Source organism: Mucilaginibacter sp., from assembly GCF_036568825.1.
Taxonomy (GTDB): Bacteria; Bacteroidota; Bacteroidia; order Sphingobacteriales; family Sphingobacteriaceae; genus Mucilaginibacter.
Map to the genome: position 1 here is coordinate 177,561 of NZ_DATCRU010000068.1, position 19,009 is coordinate 196,569.

21 protein-coding genes and 1 other RNA gene are annotated in these 19,009 nt (G+C 41.3%); 5 read left to right on the forward strand and 17 right to left on the reverse strand.

The annotated features are described in order from the left end of the window. Positions 1 to 19 precede the first annotated feature (19 nt). Together VIM89_RS15160 and VIM89_RS15165 are read right to left on the reverse strand one after the other, a co-directional pair. The gene (locus VIM89_RS15160; RefSeq protein WP_488157015.1) at positions 20 to 403 is read right to left on the reverse strand and encodes an SRPBCC domain-containing protein; all 384 of its coding nucleotides are present in this window, start codon (positions 401 to 403) and stop codon (positions 20 to 22) included. 18 nt (positions 404 to 421) lie between these two features. Next, on the reverse strand, positions 422 to 1,009 hold the full coding sequence (locus tag VIM89_RS15165) for an acetate uptake transporter (RefSeq protein ID WP_488157016.1): 588 nt from the start codon (positions 1,007 to 1,009) through the stop codon (positions 422 to 424). 151 nt (positions 1,010 to 1,160) lie between these two features. Here VIM89_RS15165 and gpmA point away from each other — a divergent pair, with 151 nt between their 5' ends. After that, entirely contained in the window at positions 1,161 to 1,850 is a 690-nt protein-coding gene (gene gpmA / locus VIM89_RS15170) for a 2,3-diphosphoglycerate-dependent phosphoglycerate mutase (RefSeq protein ID WP_488157017.1), read from the forward strand. 47 nt (positions 1,851 to 1,897) lie between these two features. Beyond that, positions 1,898 to 3,094 (forward strand): serine hydrolase domain-containing protein, encoded by a 1,197-nt coding sequence (locus VIM89_RS15175; RefSeq protein WP_488157018.1) that lies wholly within the window; start codon positions 1,898 to 1,900, stop codon positions 3,092 to 3,094. Positions 3,095 to 3,099: 5 nt separating this feature from the next. On the opposite strand, the gene proC is transcribed toward VIM89_RS15175, so the two are convergent. Together proC and argB are read right to left on the reverse strand one after the other, a co-directional pair. Next, positions 3,100 to 3,918: a pyrroline-5-carboxylate reductase gene (proC, locus tag VIM89_RS15180; RefSeq protein ID WP_488157019.1), complete on the reverse strand. Its 819-nt coding sequence runs from the start codon at positions 3,916 to 3,918 to the stop codon at positions 3,100 to 3,102. Then, complete coding sequence (gene argB / locus VIM89_RS15185) at positions 3,915 to 4,718, reverse strand: acetylglutamate kinase (protein WP_488157020.1); 804 nt, start codon at positions 4,716 to 4,718, stop codon at positions 3,915 to 3,917. Before argB ends, proC begins: the two co-directional genes overlap by 4 nt. A gap of 186 nt (positions 4,719 to 4,904) precedes the next feature. Between argB and VIM89_RS15190 the strand changes: the two genes are divergently transcribed. Next, a complete protein-coding gene (locus tag VIM89_RS15190) occupies positions 4,905 to 6,203 on the forward strand; it encodes an NAD(P)/FAD-dependent oxidoreductase (RefSeq protein ID WP_488157021.1) in 1,299 nt (432 codons plus the stop codon). Between the two features lie 27 nt (positions 6,204 to 6,230). Here VIM89_RS15190 and VIM89_RS15195 read toward each other — a convergent pair whose 3' ends face one another. The 8 genes from VIM89_RS15195 to VIM89_RS15230 all read right to left on the reverse strand — a co-directional run bounded on the left by VIM89_RS15195 (position 6,231) and on the right by VIM89_RS15230 (position 12,623). Beyond that, positions 6,231 to 6,863, reverse strand: coding sequence for an FMN-binding negative transcriptional regulator (locus VIM89_RS15195; protein ID WP_488157022.1), 633 nt, complete (start codon positions 6,861 to 6,863; stop codon positions 6,231 to 6,233). A gap of 86 nt (positions 6,864 to 6,949) precedes the next feature. Next, positions 6,950 to 7,900, reverse strand: a complete 951-nt coding sequence (locus tag VIM89_RS15200) for a Rossmann-fold NAD(P)-binding domain-containing protein (RefSeq protein ID WP_488157023.1) — start codon at positions 7,898 to 7,900, stop codon at positions 6,950 to 6,952. Positions 7,901 to 7,914: 14 nt separating this feature from the next. Continuing rightward, complete coding sequence (locus tag VIM89_RS15205; RefSeq protein ID WP_488157024.1) at positions 7,915 to 9,057, reverse strand: aspartate aminotransferase family protein; 1,143 nt, start codon at positions 9,055 to 9,057, stop codon at positions 7,915 to 7,917. Positions 9,058 to 9,068: 11 nt separating this feature from the next. Next, positions 9,069 to 10,067: an N-acetyl-gamma-glutamyl-phosphate reductase gene (gene argC / locus VIM89_RS15210; RefSeq protein WP_488157025.1), complete on the reverse strand. Its 999-nt coding sequence runs from the start codon at positions 10,065 to 10,067 to the stop codon at positions 9,069 to 9,071. Next, positions 10,045 to 10,398, reverse strand: a complete 354-nt coding sequence (locus VIM89_RS15215; protein ID WP_488157026.1) for a cupin domain-containing protein — start codon at positions 10,396 to 10,398, stop codon at positions 10,045 to 10,047. The genes argC and VIM89_RS15215 overlap by 23 nt, the downstream gene beginning before the upstream one ends. Then, complete coding sequence (argG, locus tag VIM89_RS15220) at positions 10,398 to 11,591, reverse strand: argininosuccinate synthase (RefSeq protein ID WP_488157027.1); 1,194 nt, start codon at positions 11,589 to 11,591, stop codon at positions 10,398 to 10,400. The genes VIM89_RS15215 and argG overlap by 1 nt, the downstream gene beginning before the upstream one ends. Before the next feature lie 125 nt (positions 11,592 to 11,716). After that, positions 11,717 to 12,376, reverse strand: a complete 660-nt coding sequence (locus VIM89_RS15225) for a GNAT family N-acetyltransferase (RefSeq protein ID WP_488157028.1) — start codon at positions 12,374 to 12,376, stop codon at positions 11,717 to 11,719. 121 nt (positions 12,377 to 12,497) lie between these two features. Then, a complete protein-coding gene (locus VIM89_RS15230) occupies positions 12,498 to 12,623 on the reverse strand; it encodes a hypothetical protein (protein ID WP_488157029.1) in 126 nt (41 codons plus the stop codon). 154 nt (positions 12,624 to 12,777) lie between these two features. On the opposite strand from VIM89_RS15230, the gene VIM89_RS15235 reads away from it, so the two are divergent. Further along, positions 12,778 to 14,358 carry a beta-N-acetylhexosaminidase gene (locus VIM89_RS15235; protein ID WP_488157030.1) on the forward strand — a complete coding sequence of 527 codons (1,581 nt, stop codon included), beginning with the start codon at positions 12,778 to 12,780 and terminating at the stop codon, positions 14,356 to 14,358. Between the two features lies 1 nt (position 14,359). Here VIM89_RS15235 and VIM89_RS15240 read toward each other — a convergent pair whose 3' ends face one another. The 5 genes from VIM89_RS15240 to VIM89_RS15260 form a co-directional block, all read right to left on the reverse strand. Continuing rightward, a complete protein-coding gene (locus VIM89_RS15240) occupies positions 14,360 to 15,322 on the reverse strand; it encodes a YpdA family putative bacillithiol disulfide reductase (protein ID WP_488157031.1) in 963 nt (320 codons plus the stop codon). A 195-nt stretch (positions 15,323 to 15,517) separates the two neighbouring features. Continuing rightward, positions 15,518 to 15,805, reverse strand: coding sequence for a GNAT family N-acetyltransferase (locus VIM89_RS15245; RefSeq protein ID WP_488157032.1), 288 nt, complete (start codon positions 15,803 to 15,805; stop codon positions 15,518 to 15,520). A gap of 160 nt (positions 15,806 to 15,965) precedes the next feature. Continuing rightward, an RNA gene (gene ffs, locus VIM89_RS15250) (signal recognition particle sRNA small type) lies at positions 15,966 to 16,065 on the reverse strand. A 237-nt stretch (positions 16,066 to 16,302) separates the two neighbouring features. Then, the gene (locus VIM89_RS15255) at positions 16,303 to 16,935 is read right to left on the reverse strand and encodes a 2'-5' RNA ligase family protein (protein WP_488157033.1); all 633 of its coding nucleotides are present in this window, start codon (positions 16,933 to 16,935) and stop codon (positions 16,303 to 16,305) included. 159 nt (positions 16,936 to 17,094) lie between these two features. Continuing rightward, a complete protein-coding gene (locus VIM89_RS15260) occupies positions 17,095 to 17,706 on the reverse strand; it encodes a 2'-5' RNA ligase family protein (RefSeq protein ID WP_488157034.1) in 612 nt (203 codons plus the stop codon). A 56-nt stretch (positions 17,707 to 17,762) separates the two neighbouring features. On the opposite strand from VIM89_RS15260, the gene dinB reads away from it, so the two are divergent. After that, positions 17,763 to 18,947, forward strand: coding sequence for a DNA polymerase IV (gene dinB / locus VIM89_RS15265; protein WP_488157035.1), 1,185 nt, complete (start codon positions 17,763 to 17,765; stop codon positions 18,945 to 18,947). Positions 18,948 to 19,009 lie beyond the last annotated feature (62 nt).

The following is a 19,009-nucleotide window of genomic DNA, read 5'->3' on the forward strand; positions in this document are numbered from 1 at the left end:
AAATGAGCGGCTTTTATGTTTATGGGACATCAAAGAAATCTGCCAAAGGTCCGAAATAAGAGTCATCCCAGCCTTCAGCAAAACTATCATAATCTGCATCAGGAATATTGGTGTGTCTTAACTCTACTGAAGTTCCTTTTTTATCAGGGTGTAGTTTTATGGTGACAATAGATGCTTCAGGCTGACCATCAAAATACCACTGTTGCACAATTTTCTTCCCTTCTTCAAATTCCAGGTTCTTGCCTACAATACTGCCTTCCCACATAGAAAATTCCGATCCGGGCTCGATACTCATTACAGCTTCCTCACCGGTCCACAACTCAATGGTCAATGGATTGGTTAAGGCCATGTAAATTTCCTCCGGTGTAGCAGGTAGTAAGTAGTATTTTTTGAAATCTTTCACGGATGCAATTTAGCAGAATTAGCTGACCGCACCAATCGGCAAAACCGTTTTGCCATATATCTCATTTAAAACATTAGCCATGCCGGTGTAAATAGCAGATAATCCGCATATTATACCTTCATATCCGGCAAATGTTTTGATGGATGCATTTCCTGTGGAATCACCAACTGCCAATAAAATGAAGAGTATGGTTAGTGATCCAAATATGAATTGTAGAGCTCTATTTAGTTTGAGGGTACCGAAGAACAAATAAAATGTAAAAAAGCCCCACATGCCAAGGTAAGATGCCATGGCTCCGTCAGATGGCTTGTCAATCCAGCCTACTTTTGCCATTACAATAAGTGCTACCAGTGAGAGCCAGAAAAAGCCATACGAGGTAAAGGCAGTCAATCCAAAAGTATTATTCTTTTTAGCTTCAATTATACCGGCTATAACTTGCGCCAGTCCACCGTAGCAGAGGCCCATAGCCAGTATCATAGAGTTCAATTCAAAGAACCCGGCATTGTGGAAGTTCAATAAAACGGTGGTCATACCAAAGGCGCAAAGACCAAGAGGAGCAGGATTAGCAGTCCCTTCCTTTAAGGAAACAGGTGTTGTTGGGATCATGGTAATTTTAGGTTTTAGATTTAGTTTAGAATGCAATATAGTAAAATGATGACACGATTCATCGATTTTTGATTTGATTGCACAGATTATTACCTATTGACATTTGCAAATTTGTCTTTCAGCTTTTACCTTTCGGCTTTCGCCTCAACAAATGCAAAAACTCGTATTAATTCGTCATGGAGAGAGTATTTGGAACCAGGAAAACCGCTTTACAGGCTGGACAGATGTCGACTTGTCTGAGAATGGTTACCAACAAGCAAAACATGCCGGGCAACTGCTGAAGAAAAATGGATATGAATTCGATGCCGGGTTTTGCTCTGTTTTGAAACGATCTATCAAGACCCTGGATATTGTCCTGGAGGAAATGGACCTGCTTTGGATACCCGTTCAAAAGTCCTGGCGATTGAATGAGCGTTTCTATGGTGCATTACAAGGATTGAATAAAGACGAGATAACCGAAAAATACGGAGCAGAACAGGTACATAAATGGCGCAGGGATCCGCATGAATTGCCGCCTGCTATTACAAAAGAGGACGACCGTTATCCAGGTAAAGATCCACGATATAAAAATTTAACTGAACGTGAGTTACCTTTAACCGAAAACCTGAGCGAAACGATGGATAGGGTATTACCTTTCTGGCATGAAAATATTGTTGCTGCTATTCGTATGAATCAGAAGGTAATTGTATCGGCGCATGGCAATAGTCTGCGGGCATTAATACAATATATTGATCATCTTTCAGATGAAGAAGTAACCCAATTGGATCTGCCTACCGGTGTGCCTTTAATATATGAACTGGATGATCAGTTGAACAGGATCAGGCATTATTATTTGGAATAACATCGTAATTTATTTTCTTTACAGATCAATCACCTAAACAATTTATTATGCCTTTGAAAAAGCTTCTAAAGTACACCCCAATCATTTTATTGCCATTGCTTTTATCTGTGAATGGTTTCGCCCAAAACAAGTTTGAAAAACTTGATAGAGATTTGGAGCATGTTTTTTTAAAAGATAGTTTACCAGGTCTTTCTGTAATATTGGTTAATTCAAAAGGTATCATTTACAAGAAAAGTCTTGGTTTTGCAGATATTGAAAGTAAGAAGCCTTATACATTTAATACCATTCAAAATATCGGGTCAGTTAGTAAAACGTTTATTGCAGTCGCCCTGATGAAGGCGATCGAGTTGAATTATTTTACCTTAGAAACCGATATTAACGATATTCTTCCGTTCAAAGTGGTCAATCCAAACCATCCTGGTGATAGAATTACAGTGCGGGAATTAGCCAATCACACTTCCGGTATAATTGACAACCCGGCAATTTATCCCAACAGCTATAAATTTTATCCTGATATGCGCAGTTACAGCAAAGCTGCTTTTGACGCTTTGCAAGCAATTGGATATCAGCAAAAAGTCAATGACACTTCGCTGGCTCAATTCTTTTACGATTATTTAGACAAAAAAGGCAAATATTACAGTAAAGATAACTTTGGTAAGGGGATAGCAGGCAGCACTTCTTCTTACAGCAATATAGGTTCAGCATTGGTGGCGTATCTTATTGAAATTAAATCGGGCCTTTCTTATGCAGATTTTACCACTAAATATATTTTAAAACCATCAAAAATGGAGCATTCGGGTTGGTTTCTTTCTTCGATAGATCTGAATAAGCATGCTGAACTCTACTATACTGGTGATCTATATTTCCCCTTATATAATTTATTAACTTACCCTGATGGCGGTTTAAAAACTTCGGCAGATGATTTAAGCAAGTATTTGATCAACATTATTAAAGGCTATAATGGTGATCAGAAATTACTTAAACCGGATTCTTACCGATTAATGTTTACGCCGCAGTTTTCAAATGCTTCGCCGCCTAAAGACATCAATCTTTCCAAAAGAAATAAGGGAATATTTTGGAATCTTTATACCAATGGTACAATAGGCCACGATGGCGACGACCCGGGTATTAGCACGTTTCTGTTCTTTAATACCAAAACAGGAATAGGAGGTTTATTCTTGTGCAATAAATATTTGCCAAATAAGCAGCCAATTATTGATTTATTGGTTAGTGCAACCAATTGAAACCATTAATCTTCCTTATCATACAACACCGCCGCTTTATCAGCTGATGTTTTGATGCCTTTGATCATAGCTGAACTAAAGCCGTTATGCTCCATTTCGTTCAACCCGGCAATAGTACAGCCTTTTGGTGAGGTTACCTTATCTATTTCCTGTTCAGGGTGAGAAGCTAATTGTAAAAGCAGATCTGCCGCACCTTTAGCAGTTTGAGCAGCCATCCTAAGCGCGTCATGTGCATGAAAACCGATCTCTGTACCACCTTGAGAAGCAGCGCGTATAGAGCGAAGGAAAAATGCAATACCGCAGGCACAAAGCGCAGTAGCCGAGGTCATTAACTCCTCGTTGATCTGGATAGTTACACCAACTGTATCAAAAAGCGATTTTACCAACTCCATATTTTCATTAGAAGCGTTTTCCGTTGAGATACAAGTCATCGACTGGCCAATTGCAATAGCAGTGTTAGGCATAGCCCTAACCACTTGTACCAACGTACCTGCCTGTACATAGATATCATGACAGCTTACGCCCGATACTACAGAAATAAGCAAATGCCTTTGTTTTTTCAGTGAAGGACGGATCTCATACATCAGTTTATTCAACTGTTGTGGCAGAACTGCTATAACTACCGCATCTGATCTTTTTACCGCATCTGAGTTATTGTCAGTTGTCTGAAACCCTTCTTTTGACAGCAATGCCAGAGCACCTAAGTTCCTGCGTGTCACAATAATTTGCTCCGGCTTATAAATTCCTGCTTTAACCAACCCGCGGGCTAGTGATAGTCCTATATTGCCGCCCCCTAATATCGCTATTGTTTGTATCTCGCTCATTTCTTATTGCTTAAACGTGTGCCAAATGAATTTTCGTGTTTTAATTGTCCCAAATCGTCAGATTTGCCGATGATAACCGCTTTTACACCACAATTGATCGCGGTAAAGGCGTTATCCAGTTTGGGCAACATACCGCTGTGAATGATCTGCTGTTCTTTTAGTTTTTCATACCGCTCCGGGTCGATCTCCCTGATCAATGATTCCTCATCATTAATATCCTGGAGCACCCCTTTTTTCTCGAAGCAATATACTAAAGTAGTTTCATATAACTTGGATAAAGCTACAGCAAGTGCCGATGCAATGGTATCGGCATTGGTATTCAGCAATTGTCCTTCACCGTCATGAGTAATTGCACAAAAAACCGGTGTAAAACCTGCATCCATCAATTTTTCTAAATTTTCCGGATCGATAGATTTATCATCCATATCACCCACAAAACCATAGTCGATGGTCTTGACCGGGCGTTTTTTTGTTCTGATAAAATTACCATCTGCACCGGTGAGGCCGATTGCATTGGTGCCAAACCTCTGTAATTGAGCTACAATATTTTTGTTGATCAATCCGCCATAAACCATCGTTACCACACGCAAGGTTTCAATATCTGTTATGCGGCGACCGTCTACCAGTTTTGCTTCAATTCCTAATGTTTCGGAGAGCTGTGTGGCTACTTTGCCACCGCCATGCACCAGTATTTTATAACCATCAACCGCAGTGAAATCCTTCAGAAAATGATAAAGATTCTCTGAGTTATCGATCACATTCCCGCCGATTTTGATGACGTATAGTTTCTTCTTACCCATAGATATTATTTCGCACAAATATGACCTGCATATATTGTGTTTCAATCAATAAAGGCGCAAAAATAGTAATTAGGCAGTAAAAATAAGATGAGTTTAAAAACATCCCTGTATTAAATTAAGTTAGGATGATATCAGGAAGACTTTTTTATACTTATTTTGCGCTTAAGCTCCTGATAATATCTACTTATGGATCAAACTAAATCGGCCCGTATGCCCCGTATCGTTATCATCGGCGGCGGTTTTGGCGGTATCAACCTGGCAAAAAAATTAAAGAATAAGCCCGTAGAAGTGTTGATGCTGGATAAGCACAATTATCATACTTTTCAGCCATTACTTTACCAGGTGGCGATGGGAGCGATTGAAGCCGATTCGATCGGGTTCCCGGTGCGCAGGATATTTACTAATCAAAAGAATTTCTCCTTTAACCTGACTGAAGTAAAGACGATCAACCCGGATAAAAATACAGTTACTACTGATATTGGTGACATTTCTTATGATTACCTGGTGATTGCTACCGGTGCAAACACCAACTTTTTCGGCAACCAACAGATAGAGCATTATGCGATGCCGATGAAAAATATCAGCGAGGCATTAAATATCCGCAGTTACATGCTGCAAAACCTGGAGAAGGCAGTTATCACCACCGACCCAAAAGAAAAGGATGCTTTATTAACCTTTGTGGTAGTTGGAGGAGGACCGACAGGGGTGGAACTTTCAGGAGCATTGGCCGAGATGCGTAATAAAGTGCTTTGTAAAGATTATCCTTCGCTTTGCGAAGAAGATATGAAGGTATACCTGATTGAAGGCAAGCCTGTTGTCTTGGGTGCGATGTCGTCCGGTGCATCTGCAGCAGCTAAAGCAGGTTTAATAAAAATGGGAGTGATCATCCATAATGGGGTACATGTAAATAGTTTTGACGGAACGACTTTAACTATTGATGATGGAACAGTTATAGATACCCGGAATGTGTTTTGGGCAGCAGGGGTAAAGGGCGAAATGCCCGAGGGCCTGGCTAGCGCAACTATAGCAAGCGGGAGAAGGATACTGGTTGACGAAATTAACAGAGTGCAGGGCTATCAGAATATTTTTGCTATAGGAGATGTATCGGCTATGATTACTCCTGAAATGCCAAATGGGATACCCGGCATGGCACAAGGCGCTATACAAACCGGTCAGCATTTGGCTAAAAATCTGATGCATATTATTAACGGTGAGGCAACTGAACCGTTCAAATATTGGGATAAAGGCTCACTGGCTACAATAGGGCAGAGCAAGGCAGTGGCAGATATTGGTAAGTTACATTTTCACGGGCTCTTTGCCTGGCTGTTATGGATGTTTGTTCACCTGATGTCATTAATGGGATTTTCAAACAAACTAAGTGTATTGGTCAGCTGGGCATCAAAATACTTTGTAAGGAATACCGACAACAGATTGATCGTGCGGTTTTTCAATATGGAAACTCGATCACTCGATACGTCAAAATAATCAAAGTCAAGAAGCAAGAGCCAAGAATCAGGAATCTTGGCTCTTGTGTCCTGATTCCAAATCACGCATGTAAGCGGCTATTTCACGTTCATTAGTATCAGTGCTTTGACTTAAAGTATGGATGATGTTTTCGTGTTCTATTTCTGAGCGGTTCTGACTTAGTTTCCTTTTGGCTTGCAGATCGGTCACTTCTATTTCAAAGGCTACGATACCGTTCATCATTTTTAACCGGTATTGTTCCGGCAAACCTTCCCATTGCTGCAAATAAGCCGATTCGAAGGTGTTGATGGTATGTTTGAGTAATTCAGTCTTTTGTTCGATACCATCCAATATTCTAGCCTTACCATAAGCATGTACGGCTATATAATTCCACGTAGGCACATTTTCTGCCTTTTCATAATTGTTGGGCGAGATATAAGCATGCGGCTCAGTAAAAATAATCAATGATGTATTTCCTTCAATTTCCTTCCATTGCGGATTTGCCTTTGCAAAATGTGCATGTAAGAGTAATTTATCACCGCCCTCTTTTACCAGAAATGGCAAATGCGTAGCCACCGGCAGACCATCGATCTGAGTCACAATCGTAGCAAAACTATACCGCTGCATAAAGGCAACAATTTTTTGTCGATCTGTAAATGCATTAAAAGAGGGTGTATACATTTTGATTATGTTGAGAAGTTAAATGGTTGATTATGTCGAATGGTTGGAATAGACAACAACTACTTGAGCACTTAACACAATCAACTCTAAACCAATTCTTCAAGCATCTGCTTCAGTACCGCCTGCGCGGCCCAAACACGGTTACCCGCTTCCTGGATCACTACAGAGCTTTGTCCGTCCAGAATTTCGTCAGACAATTCTAAGTTACGGCGAACTGGTAAGCAATGCATTACTTTGGCATTGTTAGTGTTTTTCAGACTATCGTTAGTCAACATCCAATCTTCATAACCACTAAACACTTTCCCGTATGGCTCGTAAGCCGACCAGTTCTTTACGTAGATAAAATCAGCATCTGCCAAAGCTTCCTCTTGGTTGTGAGTGATTGTTGCACCTTGAGTAAAGTCAGGGCATAATTCATAACCTTCAGGATGAGCAATAGTGAAGTCAACGTCAGCCTTGCACATCCATTCGGCAAATGAATTTGGTACAGCTTGTGGTAATGCTTTTACATGCGGTGCCCATGTTAAAACCACTTTTGGGTGGGGCCTTGTTTTTAATTCTTCAATCGTTACCAAATCGGCTAAACTTTGTAGTGGATGGCGCGTAGCTGATTCCAAACTCACCACAGGTATGCCACAGTATTTTACAAATTTGTTGAATATATCTTCGCTGTAATCCGCATCACGGTCTTTTAAACCAGGGAAAGAGCGTACACCGACAATATCAGCATATTGACCTAATACCGCTGCAGCCTCACGAATGTGTTCAACTGTACCCCCGTTCATTACAGCGCCGTCACGCAACTCTAAAGCCCAGCCTTCTTTGTCCATATTCAACACCATCACGTTCATGCCAAGGTTAAGCGCGGCTTTTTGAGTACTCATGCGGGTACGCAGGCTCGGATTAAGAAAGACTAATGCCAAAGTTTTGTTCTTGCCTAAATGTTGGTGAGCAAATGGATTCTGCTTTAAATGCAAGGCCTCTTTAACCAGTGCCTGAACGTCGGTTACATCGTTTACGGAGGAAAAAAGTTTCATATGCAGCCGGGGTATTATTGTGTTATGGTTGAATGATTTACTACAGTGGTGAATGCCTCTAAAAATCTGTCAGCGTGAGCTTTAGTCAAATTTAAAGCAGGTAATAGCCTGATCACATTTGGTTTAGCCTCACCTGTGAAAATATGATGCTTAAATAATAAGTCTTTCCTTGCCTGGGCCAATTCTTCCGGCAGTTCAATACCGATCATCAAACCGCGACCGCGTACTTCCAGCACCTGGTCAAATTTCTTTAATTCGTCGATTAGATATCCTCCAACCTCAGCAGCATTTTGTATCAGATTATTCTTTTCTATCTCTTCCAATACAGCTAACCCAGCAGCACAAGCCAAATGGTTTCCACCAAATGTAGTACCCAGCATGCCGTAAGCAGGTTGAATTTTTGGCGAAATTATAATACCACCGACAGGGAAGCCATTACCCATACCTTTAGCCATACTATAGATATCAGCGTTGATACCTGCAAAGTCATGAGAGAAGAATTTTCCCGTCCGTCCGTAACCGCATTGAACTGAATCGGCAATAAATACGGCGTTATGCTGATCACAAAGCGAGCGTATCTTTTGCAGGAAGCTCACACTGGCTACCTGTATACCACCAACGCCCTGTATGCCTTCGATGATGACAGATGATATTTCATGGCCATTAAAAGCTTGTTCCAAAGCAGTCTCATCGCACCATGGCAGGAAGATCACATTATCAGTTTCATTAACAGGTGCAACAATCTTTGGGTTATCCGTTACGGCAACAGCCAATGATGTCCGTCCATGAAATGATTTCCTGAAAGCGATTACTTTCTTTTTGCCATTATAAAATGAAGCTAGTTTAAGCGCATTTTCGTTTGCTTCCGCACCTGAATTACACAGGAATAATTGGTAATCTTCCTTACCTGAAATATAGCCCAGTTTCTCTGCCAATTCCTTTTGCAAAGGGATCTCAATAGAGTTTGAATAGAAACCTATCTGATGTAACTGATCATCCAATCGCTTTACATAATGCGGGTTAGTATGACCGATAGATATTACGGCGTGACCGCCATACAGGTCAAGGTACTCAGTTCCCTTGTCATCATAAACTAAACTGCCAACACCTTTTATAATGTTGATGGGGTTGATTGGATATACATCAAATAATTTCATAGTAGTTATATTTAAAAAGCTGTCGCTTTTAGTTTAAGCCCAGCGCTTTCATCAAGGCCAAACAGTAAATTCATGTTCTGCACTGCTTGCCCTGATGCTCCTTTAAGTAAATTATCTATAATACTGGTAACTAATAATTTATCACCATATTTTGCTACTTGAATAAAGCACTTGTTGGTGTTTACTATCTGCTTCAGATCGATATTACGTTTGGTAACAAGCGTGAATGGATGGCCTGCGTAGTAATCCTCAAACAGCTTCAGCGCTTCATCGCCTGATAGTTCGCTGTCGATATAAATAGAAGCAATAATACCTCTTGTATAATCACCGCGATAAGGCACAAAATTGATAGCGTGGTCAAAACTTACCTGTAATTGCTTTACAGACTGGTTAACCTCTCTCAAGTGCTGATGTTCAAATGCTTTATAGATTGACAGGTTGTCATTACGCCAGGTAAAATGGGTAGTGCTTGATAAACTCTGGCCAGCTCCGGTTGAACCTGTGGTGCCGGTAATGTGCACCTCTCCGTTTAATAATCCTTTTTCTGCTAAAGGTAGTAATCCAAGTTGCAGGCAAGTTGCAAAACAACCCGGATTAGCAATATTTTGAGCAGCCTTTATCGCATCACGATTAAGCTCAGGTAAACCATAAACGAAGTCACGAGTGTTAAGCTTTGAGTTTTGAGTTAGTCTAAAATCCTGGCTCAAATCAATGATCTTAATATGATCGGGTATAGCATTAGCATCCAAAAACTTCTTTGCATCGCCATGTCCGACGCATAAAAACAATACATCAATATCATTGGATAATTCACTGGCGAATTTCAAATCAGTATCGCCGAATAGATCGGTATGTACCTCGTGAACATAATTACCGGCATTGCTGTTGCTGTGTGCAAATACGATCTCCACATTAGGGTGGTTTACCAGTATCCGAAGCATCTCGCCGCCTGTGTATCCGGCTCCGCCAACAATACCTGCCTTAATTTTATTTGATGTTGATCCTGTCATTTTTTGTAGATGGTGTGGAGTAAAGGATAAATTCCAGGTCGACGCTTTCTTTGTTGCTGACAAAGTGTTTTTGACCGGGTCTTATCTCAATACCCTGTTCAGGCTTCAGTTCACTTTCAACACCGTCGATGGTGAAAGTTGCCTTGCCTTTAATGATAAAAAATACCTGTGTTGCCTTTTTGTGATAGTGCAATTGCTCGGTCGTATCCGGTGGCATCAATTCCTGCTTAACAGATAGTTCGTCTGTATCTATGAAGTTCCATCCGTAGCAGTCGTCGCCCCATTTATAATGGCTGATGCACTCGCTTTTTGAAAACACAGGGTTGCCCATTATTCAGATTGATTTACTTTGTGATAGATCATTACCTGGTTGCCGAATATTTTCGAGAAGCCTTTTACATCTTCACCTGTCCAGGCGTTGTTCATTTCGCCATAGCTGCCAAATTTGCTCGACATCAGGTCATGGTTCGACTCAATACCCGTTACCTGGAAACGATATGGATTTAATTGAACAAACACTTTACCGCTTACATTTTGCTGTGTATCAGCCAGGAAAGTTTCAATATTGCGCATGATTGGGTCATGGAACTGCCCTTCGTGCAGCCAGTTACCATAGAATGAAGATAACTGATCTTTCCATGATAATTGCCACTTGGTCAATACATGTTTTTCTAAAGTATGGTGAGCCTTGATAATGACCATCGGTGCAGCAGCCTCAAAACCTACACGGCCTTTGATACCAATGATCGTATCACCAACGTGAATGTCCCTGCCAATGCCGTAAGGTTGTGCGATTGCCTGCAAAGCCTGGATAGCTTGTGTAGGGTGGTTATATCTTTGGCCATCCAAAGCAACCAGCTCACCTTTTTCAAATTCAAGCTCAATATTTCTTGTGCCTGATTCTGTCATTGGTGTAGGCCATGCATCCTCTGGTAAGCCCAAGTTAGAAGTTAATGTCTCTTTACCGCCAACTGATGTTCCCCAGATACCCTTATTGATAGAATACTTGGCCTTCTCGAAGTTCATATCCACACCGTGCTTTTTCAGGTATTTGATCTCTTCCTCGCGGCTTAGTTTCAGGTCACGGATAGGAGTAAGTATCTGCACATTGGGTACTAGGATGTTGAAGATCATATCAAAACGCACCTGGTCGTTACCGGCACCGGTACTACCGTGAGCTACATATTCTGCACCGATCTCCTTAGCATAGTTAGCAATAGCTGTAGCCTGGCTTACACGTTCAGCACTTACCGAAAGAGGATAAGTGTTATTTTTTAACACATTACCATAGATGAGGTAGCGCACACAGGTGTTGTAAAAGTTTTCAGTCTCATCAACTACATGATGCGAAGTAACGCCCATGCGGTAAGCGCGCTGCTCAACATGATACAGTTCATCGGCACTAAAGCCGCCCGTGTTTACAATTACAGAGTGAACCTCAAGACCAAGGTCGCGTGTTAAATAAATGCAGCAGAATGAGGTATCTAAGCCGCCGCTGTAAGCCAATACTACTTTTTTCTTCATCGGTTTGTTTGGGGGTGAAAGCTGGGAATCAAAGATTGTTTATCCTAATAACATAGCTTTCAGTTCATTAATTGTTACTTTAATATTATTATTTCAAGTTTTTGTCTGTCAGTAACTGAACCAAATTAGCCTTTCGGCACCAGACTAAACTTATCCATCCGCCTTTTTATCGCATTCTCAATACGCTCCAGTAAGGTAGCTTTATGAGTAATGCGTTTCATCTTATCCTCATATTCCTTTTGCTTTTCTACCGGATCAAACAGCATAGCAGTGCACATGCAATTCTTACGGTCTTTGCTCATCAGGATATCATAATTGACACAGCTTTTGCAGCCAGCCCAGAAGTTCTCATCCTGTGTCAGTTCCGAATAGGTTACAGGTTCATAACCCAGATCAGAATTGATCTTCATTACGGCCAAGCCAGTGGTTAAGCCAAATATTTTGGCATCAGGATACTTGGTGCGAGATAATTTAAATATCCGCTCTTTGATAGCCTTAGCCAGGCCTGACTTGCGAAAATTAGGGTTAACGATCAGGCCAGAGTTGGCCACAAACTCGCCGTGGCTCCAGGTTTCGATATAACAAAAACCTGCCCAGGTGCCGTCCTTATGGAAAGCGATAACCGCCTTACCTTCAAGCATTTTATTTGCGACGTACTCGGCTGAACGTTGCGCGATACCTGTACCACGCGCTTTCGCGGATTCAGCCATTTCATCACATATCTGTTGTGCAAAATCGACATCCTGTGCTGATGCAACCCGAATATCAAAATCTTGTATAGTCATTTAAATAGAAATTATTAACGTTAAAATTGAAGCGTTGCCGCCAATACGTAATAGATGGAATTTGGTTGACGAAGTTTAAAAATAAGTACCTCATCATTGTGGGTTATTAGCAGAGCGTAAATTAAACCCGGGGGATATAAAGCCTTCGTCGTGAAGGGGTATACTCAAACACAGGTGCAACCAAAGCAACAGCAGCCGGGGCAAATATGGCCCTGACGATGGTGTTAAATATGCTTTGCAGTTTCATTTTAAAAGTGTGTTTAGTTACTTTTCTAATTTTCTGCAAAGTATCGCATTAATTTTTACTTATGCAAGAAAAATTTGCTTAATGATAATCAGATTATTTTTATTAATTGCATTATTCAAATATCACCAACACAGATACTAAAAAACATTGCCGTATGAAGTTTAAAATTTACCTAATATTATTGATACTTCCATTAACCGGGGTAGCCCAGGCGGTACATATCATACCACAACCTGCTTCTATAATCAGTACTAAAGGAGTTTTCGTTTTAAAACAAGGTACGGCCATAGTCTTTAAAGATCAAGTGTTGGCATCGGAGGCTAACTATTTGAAAACGCAAATGTTTGCGGTTAACAAAGTGCATCTGGATATTAGAAAATCAGCTTTATCAGGAGTAAAATTGCTTTTGACATCCGAAGGCGGTCCAATTGGCAGTTACAAGCTGATCATTGATAAGAATAATATTGTCATCTCATCTTCAAGCAAAGAAGGAATATTTTATGGCATACAATCCCTTTTACAACTGACTAATAACACAACTGCCTTACACGGAATGGTCGTTAATGATTGGCCACGTTATCAGTGGCGCGGGTTTATGCTTGATGAGTCGCGGCATTTTTTTGGTAAGCAAAAAGTTGAAATGCTGCTGGATTGGATGGCGCGGTATAAACTCAATAAATTTCATTGGCATTTAACAGACGCACAGGGGTGGCGCATTCAAATTGACAAATATCCAAAACTGGCCGATATCGGCGGTATCGGAAATTTCACGGATTCACTTGCCTCTGCAAAATATTATACACAGGACGATATTAAAGAGATCGTGAGCTATGCAGCGAAACGTTTTATCACAATAATTCCTGAAATAGATATGCCCGGGCATGCGACCGCGGCAAATAAAGCTTATCCTGAGTTAAGCGGAGGAAGCGTGGAGCGATACCGGGATTTTACTTTCAATCCAGCTAAAGAGGAGACCTATACTTTTTTAACCAATGTTATAAAGGAAGTAAACCCGCTGTTTCCGGCGCATCTGTTCCATTTGGGCGGCGATGAAGTGGCATTCGGGATGCAAGCCTGGTTAAAGAATCCGCAGATAACGGCTTTAAAGGCCGATAAAAAATTTAATACCCCAACTGAGCTTGAGTTTTATTTCTTTAAAAGAATGGCAGATAGTGTGTTGAAATTGGGCGACAAGGTGCTTTGCTGGGATGAAGCTACTCCGGCCAATTTGCCGGCAGATCAAACCATCGTATTTTGGTGGCGGCAGAACAAGCCCGAGCAATTGGCCCTGGCATTGCAAAAAAATTACCAGGTTGTACTTTGTCCACGGCTTCCTATGTATTTTGATTTTGTACAGGACAGCACGCATGTTTCGGGCCGCAAGTGGGGAGATGAGAAACTATTTAATAAGTTTTCTGACGTGTACAATTATCCCGATCAACAAACCGATACAGCGCAACTAAAACTTAAAAATATAATAGGGGTACAAGCTAACTTATGGAGCGAAACCGTAGGCTCTGATAAAAGGCTTGATTTTATGCTTTTTCCGCGCATGGCTGCTTTAGCTGAGGCTGCCTGGGATTTACCTGCCAATAAAAACATTGCTGTTTTTGAAGAAAAGCTGAAAGCCGAATTGACGAATTATGATAAAAGCAATATCTATTACTACGACCCGTTCAATCCGGCCAAACATCCGGAAGCGATAGATTACTTACCCAAAACAACAACCGATTAAATCAGGGTCTTTTATTTACAATGTCATTCACGATCATCTCTGCATGAATCCGCGAGTTTTCGATGAACCATAAATGGGTGTCCATACCTCCGCAAACCACACCGGCAAGATAGATGCCAGGCAGGTTGGTTTCCATGGTATCGTGATTGTAATGGGGGATACATTTGGCATCGGTAGAAAGATGTATGCCTATCTTTTTAAGGAAGTCAAAATTAGGCCGGTAACCGGTCATCGCCATCACAAAATCGTTGGGGATAGTTACCAGTCCATCCGGGGTTTGAATGTCTACATCGTGTTCGCGGATGGCGGTAAGGTTAGAGTTAAAATAAGCCTTAATGCTTCCTTCTTTAATGCGATTGATAATATCAGGCCGTACCCAATATTTTACCCGGTGGCTTACTTCTTCACCGCGGATTACCAATGTTACATCGGCACCTTTGCGGAAAGTCTCCAAAGCAACATCAATAGCTGAGTTGCTTGATCCCACAACAACTACCTTTTGCAAGGCATAAAAGTGAGGATCTTTATAGTAATGCATCACTTTTGGCAAATCTTCACCCGGTATATCCAGCTTTACGGCAATGTCATAAAAGCCTGTAGCGACTACGATGTTCTTCGCCTCATATCTTCCTTTCGAAGTAGTAACGGTATAATGTTTGTCCGTCCGTTCAACTGCGGAAACCTCCTCAAACAAATTCACTTTAATATGATTGGAGAAAGCCACACGGCGATAATATTCCAGCGCCTCAGCGCGGTTGGGTTTGTTGCTGATGGTAACAAAGGGTATCCATCCAATCTCCAGTCGTTCTGAGGTGCTGAAGAAAGTCATTGTAGAAGGGTAGTTGTACAGTGAGTTGGCCAGGCAGCCTTTTTCTATAATGATATAGTTTAGATTGGCTTTCTGTGCAGCAAGCGCACAAGCCAAACCTATGGGGCCACCGCCTATAATGAGTATATCGAGCATTTGTATGTCTTCTATTTAACAATAAAAAACCATGTCATTTCGAACCCACAACGTAGGCTTGTGTTATGGGGTGGGTGAGAAAACCTCTCCAATTTTGCTTATCGTCAATGTATGGGCATATAAGTTTTCTCCTCACTCTACGCTCAATCCTTCCCAAGTTCGTCGAAATGACATGTTTTTTGTTTAATAATTATTTCAAAAATTCTTCACCAGCACATCGTCATATGCCGGTGTACGGTTAAAAACCGACCGTGCAAAGGTACAGGTAGGTAATACTTTAAATTGATTTTCACGGGCATATTTTACACCGGCTTCTACCAGTTTATCGCCCATATGCTGACCCTGCAGCTTTTCGCTTACTTCGGTATGATAAATATTCATCACACCATCGCGAACCAGGTAGCGCATCTCGCCGAGGCGGTCGCCGTTGTCATCAATATAAAAAGCACCGGCGTGATGGCGCTCTTCGTTTTTTATTTCCATAGGATCTGAACCTTTTATTTGAACACGGTTTACAAGATTAATTGATTAGCACGATTAACATCACAATTATAATGTAATCTTTTAAAAATGTTTTTAAGCTAAGATTATCCTGAACATCCTTAAATCTGGCGAATCGTGTTCAGAAAAGTGAAGAAATAAAAAAGGGTAAGCTACTTTTATCGCACCGCTACAACCCTCTACCCTTGCTGCGTTCCCACCCTGGGGGAGTTCAAGAGGAGCTGGTCGTAAAAGACTTACCCCGGCGCAAATATAGACAAAAGGTTGAATCGGGGTTAAGAAAAAGTTAAAAAGGTGAAAGGGGAAAGGTAAAAGGTTAAGGGTGAACGAATAAAGTTCAATAAAACCTTACGCCCGGGTGTCACACTGAGCCCTGTCAAAGTGTAGTGCGTTGGCCTTTGCCCGCCAATGTTTCCCTTCGATTAACTCAGGACAGGCTCCGCCTCAACATGACAGCGCTCTCTTTTTTGCCCTCAGACTCAAAACAGCTTGATCTGCTGGCTGGCATTATAATTCCCCGTAAGTGGTTTAGTAAGAGATGCCTTAGGCAACGTCTCATTCACCAAATGCCGTGCCTCAAAAGGAATTTCCATTAGCACTTCCCAATGGGCAAAAGTATTGAGTGCCTCCCGTTGCAGAATGGTCAGTTGATTCACTTCAAAATCCTGCACCCATTTGATTTTGCGAAAATGCGGCCACAGCTTCTCAAAATCATCTTTATGGATATTGCGGGCAACGGTAATATGCGGCACCAGGTAATCTTTTATATTGAGACTCTTTTTAAGAGCCTTGAACCATTGTGTAGTAAAAGCCGAAGATTGAATTTTAGCATATACCGTACGGTATTCCTCGCCATGATTAAAGAAATCAAACCCATCGATAACCAAAGTAACCGGAGGCAGTAGCCTTACATTGGCTTTTAAACCCACAAATTCAGGCTCAGCCATGTAAGGTTTGCGGCGGGGCATAGGTTTTATACTGATATGTGCCTTTGAATGCATACTATCATAATGACCGATGATATCCGCTGCTTCTTGTTTATATTTTTCAATCTGCTCAAAAACATCCTTGGGAGGGGAGAGGATGATCAAATAATCTGCATAACCTTTCATATCCTTTTAGTTAAGTGGTTGATTGTGTTAAGTAGTTGAGTGGTTAAATAGTCAAAAACAACCATTTAACATAATCAACTACTTAACCAATTACTAAAACCGGGATATAAATATGCTAAAATATTTAGTATAAATGCAAATTTATTTGGTAAAAAGTTCTCAAAATAAACTGATCTGATTTACATCACTTATCTTTTTCTCCGCTTTCTTGTTGGGCAGTATATTCCATTCAGGTTTGCCTTTAAAGGGGATATCGGCAAAATGCCGCCAGGTTTTATCGTAACCATAAGTTTCGCGTTGTAGTATGGTTAGGCGTTTCACCTCAAACTCATCGTTCCAGGTACGGTCTTTAAACTTGGGCCATAGTTTCTTAGCCTTTTCATTTGGCACTTGTCGTGCAATGGTAATGTGCGGAACAGACTTCTTTTCATTCAATGATTTGCGTAAGCGTTTAAACCAGTCTTCCATAACTGGTGTCGATTTGATGGCTCCATAAATGGTGGTATAGTCAGTCGGCAGAAAAGTAGCAAAACCATTAATCTGCAAAGTAAAAGGCTCTAATAATGAAAGTTCTTTTTCAACCTGCCTGAAAAGAGGCTCGGTATGAAAAGGCTTTTGACGCATTAAACGAGATAGGATGATATGCGCCTTGCTATGCATCCCTTCAAAATCACCTATCAAACGGGCACTGGCTTGCTTAAACTTTTTAACCTGTTCAGCAATTGCTGTTGGCAGGGTAAGTATAATGAGATAATCTTTGTAAGATTCCATATTCAAATTTGCTAAAATTATTAGTATTTTATCGAATTATTTTTCAACTTTGCAGGGTGGAAGCCAAGCGGTATATCATGCATATCGACCTCGACTCGTTCTTCGTGTCGGTGGAGCGTAAGTTCAATCCTGAGCTGATTGGCAAGGCTATTATTATTGGTGGGAATGCACAGCGCGGAGTAGTGGCATCGTGCAGTTACGAGGCGCGTCAATATGGAGTACATTCAGGTATGTCATCACGAGATGCATTTAAGCTTTGTCCGCACGCAATATCCGTGCGTGGCAATCACCATTTATACTCTGAAGCATCAGCAGAAGTAACAAAGATCATCGCCGATATGGTGCCCCTTTATCAAAAGGCGTCTGTTGATGAATTCTATATAGACCTTACTGGTACTGATCGCTTTTTTAGCCCTTACAAACTGGCGTCGCAAGTTCGTCAGCGCATTATCTGCGAAACGCAGCTGCCTATATCTTTTGGCTTGGGATCCAGTAAGGTCATCGCCAAGATGGCTACCAACAAGGCTAAACCTAACGGTCAGTTATTTATTCCGCATGGCTGCGAAATGCAATTCCTGGCCCCGTTACCTATATCTGCAATACCAGGACTAGGGGAGAGCACTGCCAAAAAGGTATACGAATACGGCATAGAGAGAATTGGCGACTTACAGCGATGCGAACTACGCTTTTTGCAGACCGTATTCGGCAAAAACGGTTTATGGATGTATAACAAGGCGAGGGGATTAGATTCAGCCGAGATCGTACCACACTCTGAACGCAAATCCATATCCACCGAACAAACCTTTAGCCGCAATATTTCGGACGGACGGACATTGGAATCGATATTGGTATCGATGACTGAGGAGCTATCATCCAAACTGCGCCGTGAAAATAAACTCGTGTCGTGCCTGGCTATCAAAATACGCTATGCCAATTTCGAGACGCATACCCAGCAAGAAAAGATCGCTCTTACCGCAGCAGAGCATATTCTGATACCCGGCGTTAAAAATCTGCTCAAAAAAGCATGGAACAATCACCGGCCTGTGAGGTTGATAGGTGTAAGATTAAGTCAGTTGACTGCCGGTAGTTACCAGATTAACCTGTTTGAAGATAACGAAGAGCAGATCAGGCTGTACCAGGCCATGGATAAGATCAACTTTAAATTTGGCGATAAAACGATATGCCGTGCTGCAGGGATGGAGATTGGTACTAGGAATTTTAATCCGTTTATGAGAGGGTAATTGTCTGAACCTGAATTTTTTGAATTAGAGAATGGCCTGAATTTTCTATGCTCGCTTAATTA

Bases quoted from the DNA above. Each gene is read 5' to 3' on its own strand.
- VIM89_RS15255 (WP_488157033.1), bottom strand. From the start codon at position 16,935: ATGAAAGGTTATGCAGATTATTTGATCATCCTCTCCCCTCCCAAGGAT.
- VIM89_RS15165 (WP_488157016.1), bottom strand. From the start codon at position 1,009: ATGATCCCAACAACACCTGTTTCCTTAAAGGAAGGGACTGCTAATCCT.
- VIM89_RS15260 (WP_488157034.1), bottom strand. From the start codon at position 17,706: ATGGAATCTTACAAAGATTATCTCATTATACTTACCCTGCCAACAGCA.
- argG (WP_488157027.1), bottom strand. From the start codon at position 11,591: ATGAAGAAAAAAGTAGTATTGGCTTACAGCGGCGGCTTAGATACCTCA.
- argB (WP_488157020.1), bottom strand. From the start codon at position 4,718: ATGGGTAAGAAGAAACTATACGTCATCAAAATCGGCGGGAATGTGATC.
- argC (WP_488157025.1), bottom strand. From the start codon at position 10,067: ATGACAGGATCAACATCAAATAAAATTAAGGCAGGTATTGTTGGCGGA.
- VIM89_RS15175 (WP_488157018.1), top strand. From the start codon at position 1,898: ATGCCTTTGAAAAAGCTTCTAAAGTACACCCCAATCATTTTATTGCCA.
- VIM89_RS15205 (WP_488157024.1), bottom strand. From the start codon at position 9,057: ATGAAATTATTTGATGTATATCCAATCAACCCCATCAACATTATAAAA.
- VIM89_RS15200 (WP_488157023.1), bottom strand. From the start codon at position 7,900: ATGAAACTTTTTTCCTCCGTAAACGATGTAACCGACGTTCAGGCACTG.
- gpmA (WP_488157017.1), top strand. From the start codon at position 1,161: ATGCAAAAACTCGTATTAATTCGTCATGGAGAGAGTATTTGGAACCAG.
- VIM89_RS15240 (WP_488157031.1), bottom strand. From the start codon at position 15,322: ATGCTCGATATACTCATTATAGGCGGTGGCCCCATAGGTTTGGCTTGT.
- VIM89_RS15230 (WP_488157029.1), bottom strand. From the start codon at position 12,623: ATGAAACTGCAAAGCATATTTAACACCATCGTCAGGGCCATATTTGCC.
- VIM89_RS15195 (WP_488157022.1), bottom strand. From the start codon at position 6,863: ATGTATACACCCTCTTTTAATGCATTTACAGATCGACAAAAAATTGTT.
- VIM89_RS15190 (WP_488157021.1), top strand. From the start codon at position 4,905: ATGGATCAAACTAAATCGGCCCGTATGCCCCGTATCGTTATCATCGGC.
- VIM89_RS15235 (WP_488157030.1), top strand. From the start codon at position 12,778: ATGAAGTTTAAAATTTACCTAATATTATTGATACTTCCATTAACCGGG.
- VIM89_RS15215 (WP_488157026.1), bottom strand. From the start codon at position 10,398: ATGGGCAACCCTGTGTTTTCAAAAAGCGAGTGCATCAGCCATTATAAA.
- VIM89_RS15225 (WP_488157028.1), bottom strand. From the start codon at position 12,376: ATGACTATACAAGATTTTGATATTCGGGTTGCATCAGCACAGGATGTC.
- VIM89_RS15245 (WP_488157032.1), bottom strand. From the start codon at position 15,805: ATGGAAATAAAAAACGAAGAGCGCCATCACGCCGGTGCTTTTTATATT.
- proC (WP_488157019.1), bottom strand. From the start codon at position 3,918: ATGAGCGAGATACAAACAATAGCGATATTAGGGGGCGGCAATATAGGA.